An 18154-nucleotide genomic window follows, 5' to 3' on the forward strand; every position below is an offset into this window, starting at 1 on the left:
GGACCCCGCTCATGTGGTCCCGCGCGACCGCGGCCGCAGCTTGGGCCTGGCCCTGCCCGGACTCCTGAGGCTCTCGGCCAGCTCCACCACCGTCGGCTTGGTGAAGACCGTCCGCAGGTCGACCTCTGCGCCGACGACGGTGCGGATGCGGCCGATGAGGCGTGTGGCGAGCAAGGAGTGGCCGCCGAGGGCGAAGAAGTTGTCGTCGATGCCGACCGACTCCAGTCCGAGGACCTCGGCGAAGAGGCCGGCGAGCGCCTCCTCGCGGCTGTTGCGCGGAGCTCGGGTGGGGGTGGTGGTGCGGGTGTAGTCGGGTGCGGGGAGTGCCTTGCGGTCCAGTTTCCCGTTGGGTGTCAGTGGTAGTGCGTCCAGGGTGACGACGGCCGAGGGCACCATGTATTCGGGCAGTGTGAGCCTCAGCTGGTCCCACACGTTTCTCTGGTCGAGGTCCTTGCCGTCCTCGGGCACCACGTATCCCACGAGTCGGTGGTCGGTGGGCCGGTCCTCGCGGATCACGACGGCGGCGCCGGCGACGGCGGGGCATGCGGTCAGCGCGGCTTCGACTTCGCCGAGTTCGATGCGGAAGCCGCGCAGTTTGACCTGGTCGTCGGTGCGGCCCAGGTAGCGCAGGGTGCCGTCGTTGTTCCAGGAGGCGAGGTCGCCGGTGCGGTACATACGGGATCCGGCGGGGCCGTAGGGGTCGGCGACGAACCGCTCCGCGGTCAGTGCCGGCCGGTTCAGGTAGCCGCGGGCGAGTCCTGCCCCCGCGAGGTACAGCTCACCGGCCACGCCCGGCACGACCGGACGCAGCCCGGCATCCAGCACGTACACCCGTGTGTTCGAGATCGGACGGCCGATCGACGGAGCGACCTGCGGGTCGCTGTCCGCGGTGCACGGGTGGTACGTGACGTCGACTGTCGCCTCCGTCGGCCCGTACAGGTTGTGGAGTTGCGCCGCGGGCAGCACGGAGTGGCAACGCGTCACCAGGTGAGCGTGCAGCGCCTCGCCACTGCAGAACACCCGCCGCAGGGACACGCAGCGACCGGCCGACGGTTCACTCATGAACGCGTCGAGCATCGACGGCACGAAGTGCGCCGTGGTGACCCTCTCGCTCTCCACGAGTCCGGCCAGGTACCGGGCGTCCTTGTGCCCGTCGGGCTTCGCCAGGACCAGGGACGCACCCTGCAGCAGCGGCCAGAAGAACTCCCAGACGGAGACGTCGAATCCCGCCGGTGTCTTCTGGAGCACCCGGTCGTCGGCCCCGAGCCCGTACTCGGCCTGCATCCAGCGCAACCGGTTCATCACTCCGGAATGGGGGACGGTGACGCCCTTGGGTGTGCCGGTGGAGCCGGACGTGTAGATGACGTAGGCGGGGTGGGCGGGGTCGGTGCTGGTGTGCGGGTCGGTGGGGTCCAGTGTGGCTGTGCGGGCTTGGAGGGCGGGGTCGTCGAGGTAGACGGTCGGGGTGTCCTGGCTCCAGATGTCGGCGGTGGTGGTGTGGGTGAGGACGAGGGTGGGGTGGGCGTCCTGGACCATGAAGCGGATGCGCTCCACGGGGTAGCCGGTGTCGATGGGAAGGTAGGCCGCTCCCGCCTTGAGGACCGCCAGGAGGGCGGTGATCATCTCGGGTGAGCGGGGAAGGGCGAGGGCCACGATGTGTTCGGGGCCGGCGCCCCGCTCGACCAGGAACCGGGCCAGACGGTTGGCGCGGGTATTGAGCTCGTCGTAGGTGATGTGGATGCCGTCAAAGATCAGCGCGACCGCGTCCGGAGTGGCCTCGGCCCGAGCCTGGAACAGCTCCGCAAGCGTGCCCGAAGGGAGAGGAGCGGCGGTGTCGTTCCACTCCTCCAGCAGGCGGTGCCGCTCCTCCTCGGACAGCACCTCGACCGCGGCGACACGCTGAGTGGGATCGTCCGTGACAGCGCGCAGCACCCGCAGCAACCGCTCCACCAGCGCCGTCATCGTGGCCCGCTCGAACAGGTCGGTACGGTAGGCGAGGGAGCCGACGACCCCGTCCGGGGAGCCGTCCTCGCCCTGCCGCTCGGCCAGGTGCACCGTCAGGTCCATCCGCGCAGCCCCGACGCGCGCCTTCAGTGGAGTCGTACGCGCCCCGGCGAAGGCCGGCTCGCCAGGCGGGTTGTTGTTGAGGGCGAGCATGACCTGGAAGAGCGGGTGGTGGGCCAGGGACCGCGTGGGGTTGAGTGCTTCGACCAGACCCTCGAAGGGCACGTCCTGGTGGGCGTAGGCGTTGAGGTCCGTCTCACGGACACGGCCCAGGAGCTCGGCGAAGGTGGGGTCGCCGGACAGGTCGGTGCGCAGGACGAGGGTGTTGACGAAGAAGCCGACCAGGTCGTCCAGTTCCTCCTCGCCGCGGCCGGCGACCGGCGTGCCGATGGGAATGTCGGTCCCGGCGCCGAGGCGGTGCAGGAGCACGCTCACAGCCGCCTGCAGCACCATGAACACCGTCGTCTGCCGCGACCGCGCCAGGCCGGTCAGGGCCTGGTGCAGCTCGGCGTCGATCCGCACCGGAACCGAACCACCGTCATACCCGGCCTGATCCGGGTACGGACGGTCGGTCGGCAGCTCCAGACGCTCCGGGATTCCGGCCAGGGCATCACGCCAGTATCCGACCTGCTCGGAAAGGAGGCTGTCGGGGTCGTTCTCGTTACCGAGGAGTTCGTGTTGCCACAGGGTGTAGTCGGCGTACTGCACGGGCAGCGGCGTCCAGGCCGGAGCACGGCCCGCGCGCCGAGCCGCGTATGCCGTGCTCAGATCGCGGGCCAAGGGGCCCATCGACCAGCCGTCACCGGCGATGTGGTGGATCACCAGGACCAGCACGTGCTCGTCGGCGGTGTCGTCGACGGTGAACAGGGCTGCGCGGAGCGGCAGTTCGGTCGCGAGGTCGAAGGGGTGGCGCACGGCGCGATCCACCGCGCCGGCCAGTTCCGCCTCGGTGACCGACTCGACGTCCATCGCCGGCCGCGCCTCGGCGACCGGGCGGATGTCCTGGTAGGGCTGGCCGTCGTTGTCCGGGAAGACCGTGCGCAACGCCTCATGCCGTGCCACGACATCCTGCAGCGCGGCCCACAGAGCATCGACGTCCAGGGCACCGGAGATGCGGAGCGCCGCGGCGCCGTTGTAGGTGGCGCTGGGGCCTTCGAGCCGGTGCAGGAACCACAGGCGGCGCTGCGCGAACGACAACGGCATCCGCTGCGGACGCGCAACGGGCACGATCGGTTGGCGCGCCTCGGTGCTGCCGCCGAGTTGCCGGGCCAGGCCCGCCACCGTCGGGGACTCGAAGAAGGCCTTGATGCCGAGCTGCGCGCCCATGGCGCTGCGGATGCGGCCGATGGCGCGGGCGGCCAGCAGAGAATGCCCGCCGAGATGGAAGAAGTCGTCGTCGACACCGACGCGCTCGGGGTCGACACCGAGGACCTCGGCGAACAGGTTGGTGAGGATCTCCTCACGCGGACTGCGCGGCGGCTTGTCCGGACGCCCTCGGGTGTCGGCGATGTAGTCGGGGTCGGGCAGCGCCTTGCGGTCGAGCTTCTCGTTGGCGGTCAGCGGCAGAGCGTCGAGGACGACGACCACGGCCGGCACCATGTACTCCGGCAGCCGCGCCGCGAGGTGGTCCCGCAGCTCGGCGGGGTCGACGCTTTCGCCGGTCTCCGGGACGACGTAGCCGACCAGGCGCCGGTCGCCCTCCCGTTCCTCGCGCACCACCACGGCCGCCCGAGCCACCTGGGCATGCCGAGTCAACTCAACTTCGACTTCCCCAAGTTCGATACGGAAGCCACGCAGCTTCACCTGATCGTCGGCGCGGCCGAGGAAGACGAGGGTGCCGTCGCTGTTCCACCGCGCCAGGTCGCCGGTGCGGTACATCCGTGACCCCGCGGGCCCGTACGGATCGGCGACGAACCGCTCCCCGGTGAGGCCGGGTCGCCGCAGATAGCCCCGGGCCAGGCACACGCCCGCCACGTACAGCTCACCCGGCACACCGGGCGGCACCGGCCGCAGGCCGGCGTCCAGGACGTACACCCGGGTGTTGGCCATCGGGCGTCCGATCGGGATCGGCCCGTTTGGCAGCTCGTCGCCCGGCTCGATCCTGTACTCGGTGCAGTTCACCGAGGCCTCGGTCGGACCGTACACGTTCATGACGGTCACGTCCGGGTGCTTGTCGCGCCACTTGCGCAGCGTCTCGCCGTACAGCGCCTCGCCGCCGATCAGCAGCTCCTTGCGCGGGGAGAGCTCCTCCGGGAGGCCTTCGAGCATCGCCAGGTGGCTGGGCGTGGTTTTGAGGAAGTCGCAGCCGAGTGCACGTATCTCCGCAATCTTCCCGAGGCCGTCCCGCAGCTCCGCGAGTACGACGCGGCCACCCGAGACGAGCGGCGTGAAGAGCGCGGTGATCGAGAGGTCGAAGGACAGGGACGTGTGCAGCAGTGCCACGCCCTGGGCCGCCGGGTAACGCCGGCTTGTGTCGCGCAGATAGTCGACAACGGCCACGTGGGGGACGGTGACGCCCTTGGGTGTGCCGGTGGAGCCGGACGTGTAGATGACGTAGGCGGGGTGGGCGGGGTCGGTGCTGGTGTGCGGGTCGGTGGGGTCCAGTGTGGCTGTGCGGGCCTGGAGGGCGGGGTCGTCGAGGTAGACGGTCGGGGTGCCCTGGCTCCAGATGTCGGCGGTGGTGGTGTGGGTGAGGACGAGGGTGGGGTGGGCGTCCTGGACCATGAAGCGGATGCGCTCCACGGGGTAGCCGGTGTCGATGGGAAGGTAGGCCGCTCCCGCCTTGAGGACCGCCAGGAGGGCGGTGATCATCTCGGGTGAGCGGGGAAGGGCGAGGGCCACGATGTGTTCGGGGCCGGCGCCCCGCTCGACCAGAAACCGGGCCAGGCGGTTGGCGCGCGTGTTGAGCTCGTTGTAGGTGATGTGGATGCCGTCAAAGATCAGGGCGACGGCGTCCGGAGTGGCCTCGGCCTGAGCCTGGAACAGCTCCGCAAGCGTGCCGGAATCAGCGGGCACAGCGGTGTCGTTCCACGTACGGAGGATCTCCTCCTGCTCCGCGGCCGACAGCAGGTCCACCGCCCCCACACACTGCTCGGGGTCCTCGAGGAGGCTCGCGAGGACCTGGCGGAACCACCGGCCGATGGCCTCGATGCGTTCCCAGGAGAAGCGGGCTCCGTCGAACTGCAGGGCCCCGGCGATCCCTTGCGGCGTACCGTCCGGACCGAACCGCTCCCGCAGGGTCAGGGTCAGGTCCCGGCGCACCGCCTGCGTGTTCCAGGAGGAGGCCGTGAGGTCCAGCCCGGGGATGTCGAGTTGCTGCGCCTCGTGGTTCTGCAGCGTGAGCATCACCTGATGCAGCGGCTGGTGGTCCGTGGAACGGGTGGGATTGAGTGCCTCCACCAGGCTTTCGAAGGGTACGTCCTGGTGGGCGTAGGCGTTGAGGTCCGTCTCGCGGACGCGGTCGAGGAGTTCGGCGAAGGTGGGGTCACCGGACAGGTCGGTACGCAGCACCAGCGTGTTGACGAAGTTGCCGATGAGGGTGTCCAGCTCCTGCTGGGCCCGACCGGCCGTCGGTGTGCCGATGGGGATGTCGGTCCCGGCGCCGAGGCGGTGCAGGAGCACGCTCAGAGCGGCCTGCAGTACCATGAACACGGTGCTGCGGTGGCCCTTCGCGACCCGGACGAGTTCCGCGTGCAGATCCGCCGTGAAGGACAGCTCCGCCACTTCTCCCCGCCGATCACTCGATGGCTGCTCGGCGAGGTCGGTCGGCAGGTTGATGCGCTCAGGCAACCCGGTCAGAGCCTGCTTCCAGTGGTTGAGTTGGGCGGAGAGCAGGCTGTCGGGGTCGTGTTCGTCGCCGAGGAGTTCGTGTTGCCACAGGGTGTAGTCGGCGTACTGCACGGGCAACGGCGTCCAGGCCGGAGCACGGCCCGTGCGCCGAGCCGCGTATGCCGTGCTCAGATCGCGGGCCAAGGGGCCCATCGACCAGCCGTCACCGGCGATGTGGTGGATCACCAGGACCAGCACGTGCTCGTCGGCGCAGTCGGCGGCGGTGTCGTCGAGGGTGAACAGGGTCGCGCGGAACGGCAGTTCGATCGCGAGGTCGAAGGGGCGGCGTACGACGCGGTCCACCGCACCGGCCAGTTCCGCCTCGGTGACCGTTTCGACACTCACTTCGGGCTGCGCCTCGGCAGCCGGGCGGATGTCCTGGTACGGCTGGCCGTCCGTCTCCGGAAAGACGGTGCGCAGGGCTTCGTGGCGCGCGACCACGTCAGTCAGCGCTGCAAGTAACGCCTTGGAGTCCAGGGCGCCGGACAGGCGCAGGACGACGGGAACGTTGTAGGTGGCGCTGGGGCCTTCGAGCCGGTGCAGGAACCACAGGCGGCGCTGCGCGAACGACAACGGCATCCGCTGCGGACGCACCCGGGGCGTCAGCGCGGGACGCTCGGCGGGGTTCGTGCTCGTTTCGACCGTGCGTGCCAGGGCGGCGACGGTCGGGGCCGCGAACAGGTCGCGGATGACGAGGTCCGCCCCGATCACGGCCCGGATACGGCCGATCAGGCGCATCGCGAGCAGGGAATGCCCGCCCAGGTCGAAGAAACTGTCGTCCACACCGATCCGGTCGACGCCCAGAACCTCGGTGAACAGCCCGGCCAGAATCTCCTCACGCGCATCACGCGGAGCCCGCGACGATGCCGCCGCACCGCTGTACTCGGGTGCCGGCAATGCCTTGCGATCCAGCTTCCCGTTCGGCATCAACGGCAGCTCATCGAGGGCAACCACCACTGCGGGCACCATGTACTCCGGCAGCCGCACGCCAACGGTCTTCCTCACCTGAGCGACGTCGACGGACCCGTCGGCCACGACATAGCCGACCAGACGCCGGTCACCCGGCCGGTCCTCACGGATCACGGCGACAGCGCCGGCGACACCCGGGCACGCCCTCAACGCCGCTTCGACTTCGCCGAGTTCGATGCGGAAGCCGCGTAGTTTGACCTGGGCGTCGGTGCGGCCGAGGTAGCGCAGGGTGCCGTCGTTGTTCCAGGAGGCGAGGTCCCCGGTGCGGTACATCCGCGACCCGGCAGGCCCGTAGGGGTCGGCGACGAACCGCTCCGCGGTCAGCCCCGGCCGGTTCAGATAACCACGCGCGACACCCGCCCCCGCCACATACAACTCACCCGGCACCCCCGCCGGCACCGGGGACAGAGACTTGTCCAGGACATAGGTGCGCACGTTCGCGATCGGCCGGCCGATCGGCGGCACCACCGCACCCGACAGCGCCTCGCTCAACGTCGCACAGACGGTGGTCTCCGTCGGGCCGTAGGCGTTGACCATCCGCCGGCCCACGGACCAGCGCCCGACCGTGTCAGGGTCACAGGCCTCGCCACCCACCGCAACCGTCATCGCTGCCGGAACGCTCGCCGGGTCCAGGACCCTCAGTGCGGATGGCGGGACCATGCAGTACGTCACGCCAGCGCCGGTCAGCACACGCGCAAGCGCCGCACCCGGAGCCAGCTCCTCCACATCGGCCACCACCAGCGCGGCCCCCGACAGCAACGCCAGGCTCCAGTCCCACGTGGCCGCATCGAAACTCGGTGACGCGAACTGCAACACACGACTGCCCGGACCCACACCGAGACGGGGCCCCGAAGCCTCCACCAAACTCACCAGACCGGCATGAGTCACCACCACACCCTTGGGCACACCCGTCGACCCCGAGGTGTAAATGACGTACGCAGGGTGCGCGGGTTCAGACAGCTCCGTCGCGGGAGCCACCGGGTCAACAGCCGTCAACCGGGCCTGCACAGCGGGGTCGTCGAGCCGTACTACGGGTGTGCCCTGCTCCCACAGATGCGTCGTCGACGCGTCCGTCACCACCAGCGCCGGGCGGGCATCACGGACCATGAAACGGATCCGGTCCACCGGATAGCCAGTATCGACGGGCAGATACGCCGCCCCCGCCTTCCACACCGCAAGGACCGCCACCACCAGCTCCGGCGACCGCGGCAACGCAAGCGCCACCAACTGCTCCGGCCCCACACCCCGGTCCACCAGCAACCGCGCCAGCCGATTCGCCCGCACATCCAACTCACCGTAGGAGAACACGGTGCTGCCGTCCCCCGACACCACCGCCACCGCATCCGGCGCCTCCGCAACCCTGCCCGCAAACAAGGCCGGCGCCGTACCCGCCCGCACCTCCCCGACCGGACCGGCACCCCACACACCGATCACACGCTCCCGCTCACCAGCGGAAAGCAACTCCACCGCCCCGACCCGCTGCCCCGCATCCCCAGCCACCGCCGTCAAAATCCGCACAAGGGATTCGGCAATGACAGTGACCGCTTCGCGATCGATGCGGTCAGCCCGGAAGTCCAACCGCAGTCTGAGTGCGTCACCCGGAACCACGGCGAGGCTCAACGGATAGTGAGTGGCGTCGCGACCTTGCGTAGCCGTGACCTTGAGGTGGGCTGCCCAGCGATCGGCGGTGGTGTCGCGGCCAGCGGGGAAGTTCTCCACAGCCATGACCGTGTCGAACGCGCCATCGAGTCCGGCGGCCCGCTGGATCTCCGTCAGGGACAGGTGCTGATGCGGCAGCAACGCACCCTGTTCGGACTGGACACGCACAGCCAGATCGGCCCACGTGTCCCCCGCCCCCAACCGCACCCGGACCGGCACCGTGTTGATGAACAGGCCGATCATGCTCTCGACACCCGGAATCTCGGGCGACCGCCCCGACACCACGGCACCGAACACCACGTCGTCCTGACCGGTCATCCGGCCGAGGAGCACACCCCAGGCGCACTGCACCAGCGTGCTCAAAGTGACGCCCAGGCGACGGGCCTGGGCTTGCAGCGTGGCCGTGGTCTCCTGCGGAAGATGCGTGACGAAGCGTTCCGGAAAGGCCGCTGTCGCCTCGTCGGATGCCGCGGCGGCGGCCGGCGTGGTCAACAGGGTGGGTTCCGCACCGGTCAGCGCGGCGGTCCAGGCTTCGCGGGCACCGTCGCGGTCCTGCTCGGAGAGCCAGACCAGGTACTCCCGGTAGGGCATGACAGGAGGGAGGTCGCTGTCATCGCCCTTGGCTTCGTACAGGGCAAGCAGTTCACGCACCATCAGCGACGACGACCAGCCGTCGACCAGCACGTGATGCTGGGTGATGACCACTCGACTACGGTCGGCCGCGGCTTCGCCGTCAAGGTGTCTGATGAGCGCCATGCGCAGCAGAGGCGGACTGTCAAGGTCGAAGCGACGGGCCCGCTCGGCATCGGCGAACGACCGCAGCTCGGTTTCCGTCTCCACGGGCGACAGATGGGTGAGGTCGACCTCGACCCACGGCAACTCGACCTCGCGCGCGATGACTTGCACCGGTTCCTCGAGGTCGTCGACCCAGAACGCGGCTCGCAGGTTCGCGTGCCGGTCGAGTAGGGCCTGACCGGCCGCGCGCAGGGCCACGGCGTCCAGGGCGCCCTCGAAGTCCAGGATCAACTGCACGACATAGGCATCCGGTCCCTCACGGTCGGCAAGGGCGTGGTAAACGAGCCCCTCCTGAAGCGGCGACAGCGGCCAGATGTCCTCAAGCTCATGCGACAAGGTCGATCCACTCTCCGTATCGGGCGCTATAACGTGTCGAGGAACCCCATTGCAGTGCGCGCGACCACTTCACCCGAGCTGGTCCGCAGCCGTTCGCCTACCGACTTCCGTGCCGACTGGAGGCGGCGGAAGACTGAGCGGCAGTGTGTCGTACACACCGGTCATCAATCTCTTGAGCAGTCGCATACAAGGAAGAAAAAGGCGCCTGCCATCGGTATGGCCCAAGGATTTCGGGAAGGATGTCGGTCGACTGCCGGCCAATCCGAGTTTCCAGAGAGCAACTCACCGGCCCTTACATGTCTGCGGTACCTCTACGCGGAATCCCTCCACGCCCCCTGTGCATTCAAAGCGATACCCCCGTAACGCAGCCATGAGTTACGGGGAGACTACAACCGTCGACTGCGCCCTGTACATGTGACGCCCGTCACAACGTCTTGCGGCTCAGGCCGGAGTTGGATTTTGCTACTACACAGGGACACAGACACGCAGAGCGGGACGGTGCCACTCAGACCTGCCGTAGAGGGCGCACGCCGGATCTGCGGTGCATTCGAAAACGCCGGAGCCGGCTCGACGCTCTGTGTGATTACATAGACGCCCGGCGAGCGCCGGGGGGACGCACGTCGCTGCGGAGGACTTGGATGTCTGGTCCGATAAATGAGCAATGGCCCTTAACAGCCGCCCAGTCAGGGGTATGGTTTGCCACCTCTTTCGGGCCCGGCTCCCCGGTCTACAATGTCGGCGAGCGCGTCGAGATCCACGGACCCGTTGATCTGGGAATTCTCGAGAAGGCGTACCAGGCGGTCCTCGCAGAAGCCGAAACGCTGCGTTTCGTCATTGCAGAGGGGCCGGACGGCCCGATTCAGTTTCCCGGCCGCACCATTCAAGTCGCCGTGCGACGGCTGGACTTCACCGGACAGGAAGATCCGAGCGCGGCAGCCGAAGCATGGATGGCGTCGGACGTGGAGACCGCGTTCGATCTCGCGCAGGGACCTCTGTACGCGCCCGCGCTGCTCACGGTCGGCCCGGACCTCCATATTCTGTACAGCCGTTACCACCACGTCATCATGGATGCCTGGAGTTCCGCGCTGATCACTCGGCGCACGGCCCAACTCTACTCGGACATGGTGGCGGACCGTCCGGACAGCGGCACCCCGTTCTGTTCGTTCCGCAATCTGTTGGAACGCGAGCAGTCCTATCGGGGTTCGGAAGAGTACGAAGCCGACCGCCAATACTGGCTCAAACGTCTGCAGGATGCACCTGACCCGGTAAGACTTTCCAACCGACCATACCGCCGACCCCAGAGGATTCTCCGCAGGCGGACCACGCTCAGTGCAGACCTATCGGATCAACTGCGTCTCGCCGCTGCTGGACTCGGCGTAAGCCTGTCGGTATTGGCGGTCACGGCGACCGCCGCATACGTCAGCGCTGTCACCGGAGAAAGCGCCATATCCGTCGGACTTCCCCTGGCCGGCCGCCTGGACGAGGTCGAACGAAACACACCGGGAATGACGGTCAATGTCGTCCCACTACGCATCACGGTGAGCCCTGAACTACCCCTGAGGAAACTGGCCAGACACGTCTGGACCCAGACGACCCGAGCGTCACGTCACGGCCGGTACCGCATGGAGGATCTGCGTCACGAACTCCTCCGGATGTCGGCCGACATCCTTCCTTACGGACCCGTGGTCAATGCCATGACGTTCGACTACGACATCCGCTTCGGCGATCAGCCGGTGGAAGCCAGCAGCCTCTCGCAGCGTTACACCGAAGACTTCTCCTTCACCTTCTTCGAAGGCTCCCATGAAGGCCGAATCGAGGTGTACTTCGACGCGAACGACCGTATGTACAGTGGGACGGAGATGGACGCCCACGTCGCGCGATTCCTGCTCTACCTGGAACGCATGACGGGAGCTCTCCCTGACCAGCCGATCGGTTCGGTCAGCTTGCTCAGCGCTGGTGAGCGTGAGCGTGTGGTGGGAGTGTGGGGTAACGGTCCGGCGGTCCCCGTGCCCGAGGCGACGACGTCGGCCTTGTTCGAGGCACAGGTTGCTCAGGCTCCGGATGCTGCGGCACTGATGGCGCCGGATGGCGGCACGATCTGTTCGTATGGCGAGTTGAACGCGCGGGCGAACCGGCTTGCGCGATTGCTGGTCGAACGGGGCGTGGGACCGGAGCAGTTGGTGGCGCTCGCGTTGCCGCGGTCGCCGGAGCTGGTAGTCGGCATGTTGGCCGTACTCAAAGCGGGCGCGGCGTACCTGCCAGTGGACGTGGAGTATCCGGTGGAGCGAGTTCGCTTCATGCTGGAGGACTCCCGTCCTAGCGTGGTGCTGGTGGACTCCGCCTCCACACTGCCGGAGCTTTCCCATGGGTGCGTCGTAGCCTGCGTGAGCGATCCGATAGTTGAAAATTGCCTGGCAAGCTTGTCGGCGGCTGATCTGGCGAACTCGGACCGGCTGGGTGTGTCTGCGCCGGAGCATCCGGCGTACGTCATCTACACCTCGGGCTCGACCGGTACCCCCAAGGGTGTGGTGACGCACCATACGGGTCTGGTGAATCTCGCTCTCGGGCAGAGCGAGCAGTGGGGGATCGATGCGGGTAGCCGTGTGCTGCAGTTCGCGTCGCCCAGCTTCGACGCCGCCGCGTCGGAGATCTTCACGGCCCTGCTGACGGGCGGTGCGCTGGTTCTGACAGGCCTGGAAGATCTGGCTCCCGGGAACGCATTGACGAGTGTGCTGGCCGGCGCGGGCGTGACGCACTGCACTCTCCCGCCATCCGCACTGAGGCTTCTGGACCCGGCGAGCGTCCCGGCAGCGATGACGCTGATCGTGGCCGGCGAGGCCTGTGACCCGGATACGGTCGGGCGCTGGTCCGTGGGCCGGCGGATGGTCAACGCCTACGGCCCGACGGAGACCACCGTCTGTGCGACGTTGAGCGAGGCGCTGTCGGGTGCGGTGGTGCCGCCGATCGGCCGGCCGATCGCGAACGTGCGCACCTATGTCCTGGACAAGTCTCTGTCCCCGGTGCCGGCGGGGGTGCCGGGTGAGTTGTATGTGGCGGGGGCGGGTGTCGCGCGTGGTTATCTGAACCGGCCGGGGCTGACCGCGGAGCGGTTCGTCGCCGACCCCTACGGGCCTGCCGGGTCGCGGATGTACCGCACCGGGGACTTGGTGCGGTGGAACCGGGACGGCACGCTGCAGTTCCTGGGACGCGCGGACGCCCAGGTGAAACTGCGCGGTTTCCGTATTGAATTGGGTGAGGTTGAAGCGGCGTTGGCGGCGTGCCCGGGTGTTGCAGGTGCTGTCGCCGTGATCCGTGAGGACCGGCCGGGTGACCGGCGTCTGGTCGGCTATGTCGTGGCCGACGGGTCCGTCGACGTCGCTCAGGTGAGGAAGGCCGTTGGCGTGCGGCTGCCGGAGTACATGGTGCCCGCAGTGGTGGTTGCCCTCGATGAGCTGCCGTTGATGCCGAACGGGAAGCTGGATCGCAAGGCATTGCCGGCACCCGAGTACAGCGGTGCGGCGGCATCGTCGCGGGCTCCGCGTGATGCGCGTGAGGAGATTCTGGCCGGGCTGTTCACCGAGGTTCTGGGCGTCGACCGGATCGGTGTGGACGACAGTTTCTTCGACCTGGGCGGGCATTCCCTGCTCGCGATGCGCCTGATCGGCCGTATCCGGGCCGTGATCGGGGCGGACCTCGTCATCCGCGACCTGTTCGCGGCCCCGACCGTCGCCGCCCTGGCACGCACGGTCGAAACGAGCACGAACCCGGCCGAGCGTCCCGCGCTGACGCCCCGGGTGCGTCCGCAGCGGATGCCGTTGTCGTTCGCGCAGCGCCGCCTGTGGTTCCTGCACCGGCTCGAAGGCCCCAGCGCCACCTACAACGTTCCCGTCGTCCTGCGCCTGTCCGGCGCCCTGGACATCGATGCTCTGCGAGCCGCCCTCCAGGATGTCGTGGCGCGCCACGAGGCGTTGCGCACGGTCTTCCCGGACAGCGACGGCCAGCCGTACCAGGACATCCGCCCGGTCGCCGAGGCGCGGCCGGTGATGGACGTCGAGTCGGTCACCGAGGCGGAACTGGCCGGTGCGGTGGATCGCGCCGTGCGCCACCCCTTCGACCTCGCGACCGAACTGCCGCTCCGCGCAGCCCTGTTCATCGTCGACGACACCGCCGACGAGCACGTGCTGGTCCTGGTGATCCACCACATCGCCGGTGACGGCTGGTCGATGGGCCCCTTGGCCCGCGATCTGAGCACTGCATACGCGGCTCGACGCACGGGCCGTGCTCCGGCCTGGACGCCGCTGCCCGTGCAGTACGCCGACTACACCCTGTGGCAACACGAACTCCTCGGCGACGAACACGACCCCGACAGCCGGCTCTCCGCCCAACTCAACCACTGGAAGCAGGCTCTGGCCGGAATCCCGGAGCGTCTGGAGCTGCCGACCGACCGCCCGTATCCGGATCAGGCCGGGTATGACGGTGGGTCGGTTCCGGTGCGGATCGACGCCGAGCTGCACCAGGCCCTGACCGGCCTGGCGCGGTCGCGGCAGACGACGGTGTTCATGGTGCTGCAGGCTGCCGTGAGCGTGCTCCTGCACCGCCTCGGCGCCGGGACCGACATTCCCATCGGCACGCCGGTCGCCGGCCGCGGCGAGGAGGAACTGGACGACCTGGTCGGCTTCTTCGTCAACACCCTCGTCCTGCGCACCGACCTGTCCGGCGACCCCACCTTCGCCGAACTCCTGGACCGGGTTCGCGAAACGAATCTGAGCGCGTACTCCCATCAGGACATCCCCTTCGAGGGCCTGGTCGAAGCGGTCAACCCGACACGGTCCCTGGCCCACCACCCCCTTTTCCAGGTCATGCTCGCCCTGAACAACAACCCGCCTGGCGAGCCGGCCTTCGACGGGGTCACGGCCACTCCCCAGGCCGTCCGCTCCCAGTCCGCCCGGATGGACCTGTCCGTCAGTCTCGCCGAACATCACGACGACGACGGCGGCGCCGGGATCAGTGGCGTGATCTCCTACCGCACCGACCTGTTCGACCACGGCACGGTCACAGCCATGGCCGAGCGGCTCATCCGCGTGCTCAAGAGCGTCGCCACGGACGTGGAGCGGCGCGTGGGCTCGATCGAGCTGCTGTCCGACGACGAGCGGCACCGCCTGCTGGAGGAGTGGAACGACGCTGTCGCTCCCCTCCCTTCGGGCACACTTCCGGAGCTGTTCCAGGCCCAGGCCGAGGCCACTCCGGACGCCGTCGCCCTGATCTGCGACGGCACCCACATCACCTACGACCAACTCAACACCCGCGCCAACCGCCTGGCCCGGCTCCTGATCGAGCGGGGCGTCGGCCCCGAACACATCGTCGCCCTCGCCCTCCCCCGCTCACCGGAACTGATCACCGCTCTGCTCGCGGTACTCAAGACAGGCGCCGCCTACCTGCCCATCGACACGGCCTACCCGGTCGACCGCATCCATTTCATGCTGGAGGACGCCCGGCCCACCCTGGTTCTCACCCATGCCGCCACCAGCGGCCTCTGGACCGAGAACGCTCCCACCGTCCTCCTCGACGACCCCGCTCTCCAGACCCGGTTGACCACCCGCGTCGGCACCGACCCGACCGACACGGACCGCGTAGCGCCACTGGATTCCGCCCACCCCGCGTACGTCATCTACACCTCGGGCTCGACCGGCACCCCCAAGGGTGTGGTGACGCACCACACGGGCGTGGTGAATCTTTCTCTCGGACAGAGCGCGCGGTGGGGAATCGGTGCGGGTAGCCGTGTGCTGCAGTTCGCGTCGCCCAGCTTCGACGCCGCCGCGTGGGAGATACTCACAACCCTGCTGACCGGGGGCGCGCTGGTCCTGGCCGGCCGGGAAGAACTGACTCCCGGGGACGCATTGACGAGTGTGCTGTCCGGCGCGAGCGTCACGCACTGCAATCTCCCACCCTCCGCACTGAGCGTCCTGGACCCGGCGAGCGTTCCGGCATCGATGACGCTGATCGTGGCAGGCGAGGCTTGCGACCCTGACACGGTCGGACGCTGGTCCGAGGGCCGGCGGATGGTCAACGCCTACGGCCCGACGGAGACCACGGTCTGCGCAACCGTGAGTGATGCCTTGTCGGGTGCGGTGGTGCCGCCGATCGGCCGGCCGATCGCGAACGTGCGCACCTACGTCCTGGACGAGGGCCTGTCTCCCGTGCCGCCCGGTGTGCCCGGTGAGTTGTACGTGGCCGGGACCGGTGTCGCCCGCGGCTATCTGAACCGGCCGGCACTGACCGCGGAGCGGTTCGTCGCCGACCCCTACGGCCCCGCCGGATCCCGCATGTACCGCACCGGCGACCTCGCCTCCTGGAACGACGACGGCACCCTGCGCTACCTGGGCCGCACCGACGACCAGGTCAAACTGCGCGGCTTCCGCATCGAACTCGGCGAGGTCGACGCCGCGTTGACGGCCTGCCCCGGTGTCGCGACCGCCGCCGCCGTCATCCGTGAGGACCGGCCCGGCGACCGGCGCCTGGTCGGCTACATCGTGGCCGACGGGCCCGTCGACGTCGCTCAGGTGAAGAAGGCCGTTGGCGCGCGGCTGCCGGAGTACATGGTGCCCACAGCCGTGATCGCCCTCGCCGAGCTGCCGCTGATGCCGAACGGGAAGCTGGATCGCAAGGCACTGCCCGCACCCGACTATGCGCCGGCCACCCGCACACGCGCCCCGAGCACCCCGAAGGAGAAGACCTTCACGGCCCTCTTCGCCGACGTCCTCGGCCTCGACCCCGACCGCGTCGGCGTCGACGACGGATTCTTCGCCCTGGGCGGCGACAGCATCAGCTCCATCGTCCTCGTCAGCCGCGCCCGCGAACACGGCCTCGACCTCACACCCCGCGACATCTTCCAGCATCACACGGCCGGACAGCTCGCCGCGAGAACAGAGGTCCTGGCGGAGCCGGACAGTGCGTCGAAGGTGGACGACGGAACCGGCTCGGTGCCATTGACGCCCATCATGCGGTGGCTCGTCGAGCCCGATCACTCGTACGAGGCGTTCTTCCAATCGCGGCTGGTCCAGGTCCCCGCGGATGTCGGACGAGACCGACTGGCGCACGCCCTGCAGTCCCTCATCGACCGTCACGACGTCCTGAGGGCCCGTCTGGTACGGGACGAAGGCCAGGGCGACTGGGCCCTGCACATTCCTCCGCCGCGAAGCCCACACGCGCTGACGGCCGACGCGACCCTGACCCGAGTGGACTGTGCCGGCGGGACCGCGGCCGAGCGCCAGCAGTTGCTGGCCGAACACGCCACGCAGGCACAGAGTCGTCTGGCACCGCGAGACGGAGTCATGCTGCAGGCCGTCTGGTTCGATCACGGCCCCCAGGAACCGGGCCGACTGCTGCTGACGATCCACCACCTCGTCGTGGACGGCGTGTCGTGGCGCATACTCCTGCCCGACCTCGCCGCCGCGGGCGCATCGGTACTCGCCGGCCGCACGCCGGAGCCGGCGACGGTTCCCACCTCCTTCAAGCGCTGGGCGGAGCAGCTCCAGGCACGCGCGGGTGAACTACAGAGCACCGCCTCCCTGCGGCACTGGACCGATACCCTGTCCGTCTCCGAACCTCCTATCGGTAGCCGGAGGGTGGGCTCAGGCGACGACACGGCGGCGCGGCTCGACACGCTGCGCGTGACAGTTCCGGTGGGGTTGTCGGAAGCGCTGCTCACACGGGTGCCCACCGCGCTGCACGCCGGCGTCGAAGACGTACTCCTGACGGCGTTCTCACTCGCGCTGGCCCAGTGGCGGACCGGGCGCGGTGTGCCGAGTGCCTCCGGTGCGACGTCCGTCCTGGTCGATGTCGAGGGGCATGGGCGGGAGGAGCTGTTCGCGGGCGCCGACACCTCACGGACGGTGGGCTGGTTCACCGCGGTCGCCCCGGTACGGCTCGATCCGGGCAGGGTGTCCTGGGGCGAGGTCCAGCGCGGCGGGCCGGCCGCCGGGCGGGCTCTGCAGCGGGTCAAGGAGCAGCTTCGTGCCGCGTCGGAGCTGCGGATCGACTACGGCCTGTTGCGCTATCTCAACCCTGAGACGGCGCCGGCACTCTCCGCGCTTCCCGGAGCACAGGTGGCGTTCAACTACTTCGGGCGGGTCGGCCTGCGTCGTTCCCACACCCAGGGTGACTGGCAACAGGTGAGCGGCGATGCGGCCACCGGTGGACTCGACCCCCGGATGCGTCTCACGCATGCGCTCATGGTGAACGTGGCAGCAATGGAGGGCCCGTCCGGCCTGGAACTGTCCGCGACGTGGTCATGGCCGCGCGATGTCCTGGCGCTCTCGGATGTCGAGCAGCTCAGCAAGGGCTGGGTCACCTACCTCAAGGCGTTGACCGCGCACGCCGACGGACCCGACTCGGTCGGCCGGACGCCCTCGGACCTCTCCCTCGTCAGCCTCAGCCAGAGCCAGATCAACCGACTTGAGAAGAAGTGGCGTGGAAGACGGTGACGCCCTCACGGGTCACGGCCGCCGCCCTGTTTTGATCATGCGAGTAGGAGTGTGATGTCGCAGTGACTGCCGTCTATGAG

General features: G+C 68.8%; 2 protein-coding genes. One reads left to right on the top strand and one right to left on the bottom strand.

Annotated elements, in window-relative coordinates; translation table 11 throughout:
* Positions 1 to 9: 9 nt before the first annotated feature.
* Entirely contained in the window at positions 10 to 9591 is a 9582-nt protein-coding gene (locus tag AC0VYN_RS21775) for a non-ribosomal peptide synthetase (protein ID WP_475532319.1), read from the bottom strand.
* Positions 9592 to 10229: 638 nt separating this feature from the next.
* On the opposite strand from AC0VYN_RS21775, the gene AC0VYN_RS21780 reads away from it, so the two are divergent.
* Positions 10230 to 18074: an amino acid adenylation domain-containing protein gene (locus AC0VYN_RS21780; RefSeq protein WP_475532320.1), complete on the top strand. Its 7845-nt coding sequence runs from the start codon at positions 10230 to 10232 to the stop codon at positions 18072 to 18074.
* The last annotated feature ends 80 nt before the right edge of the window (positions 18075 to 18154 follow it).

This window comes from Streptomyces sp. 63XJN7_1_ISO-PGPR-S23-121 (assembly GCF_056173025.1).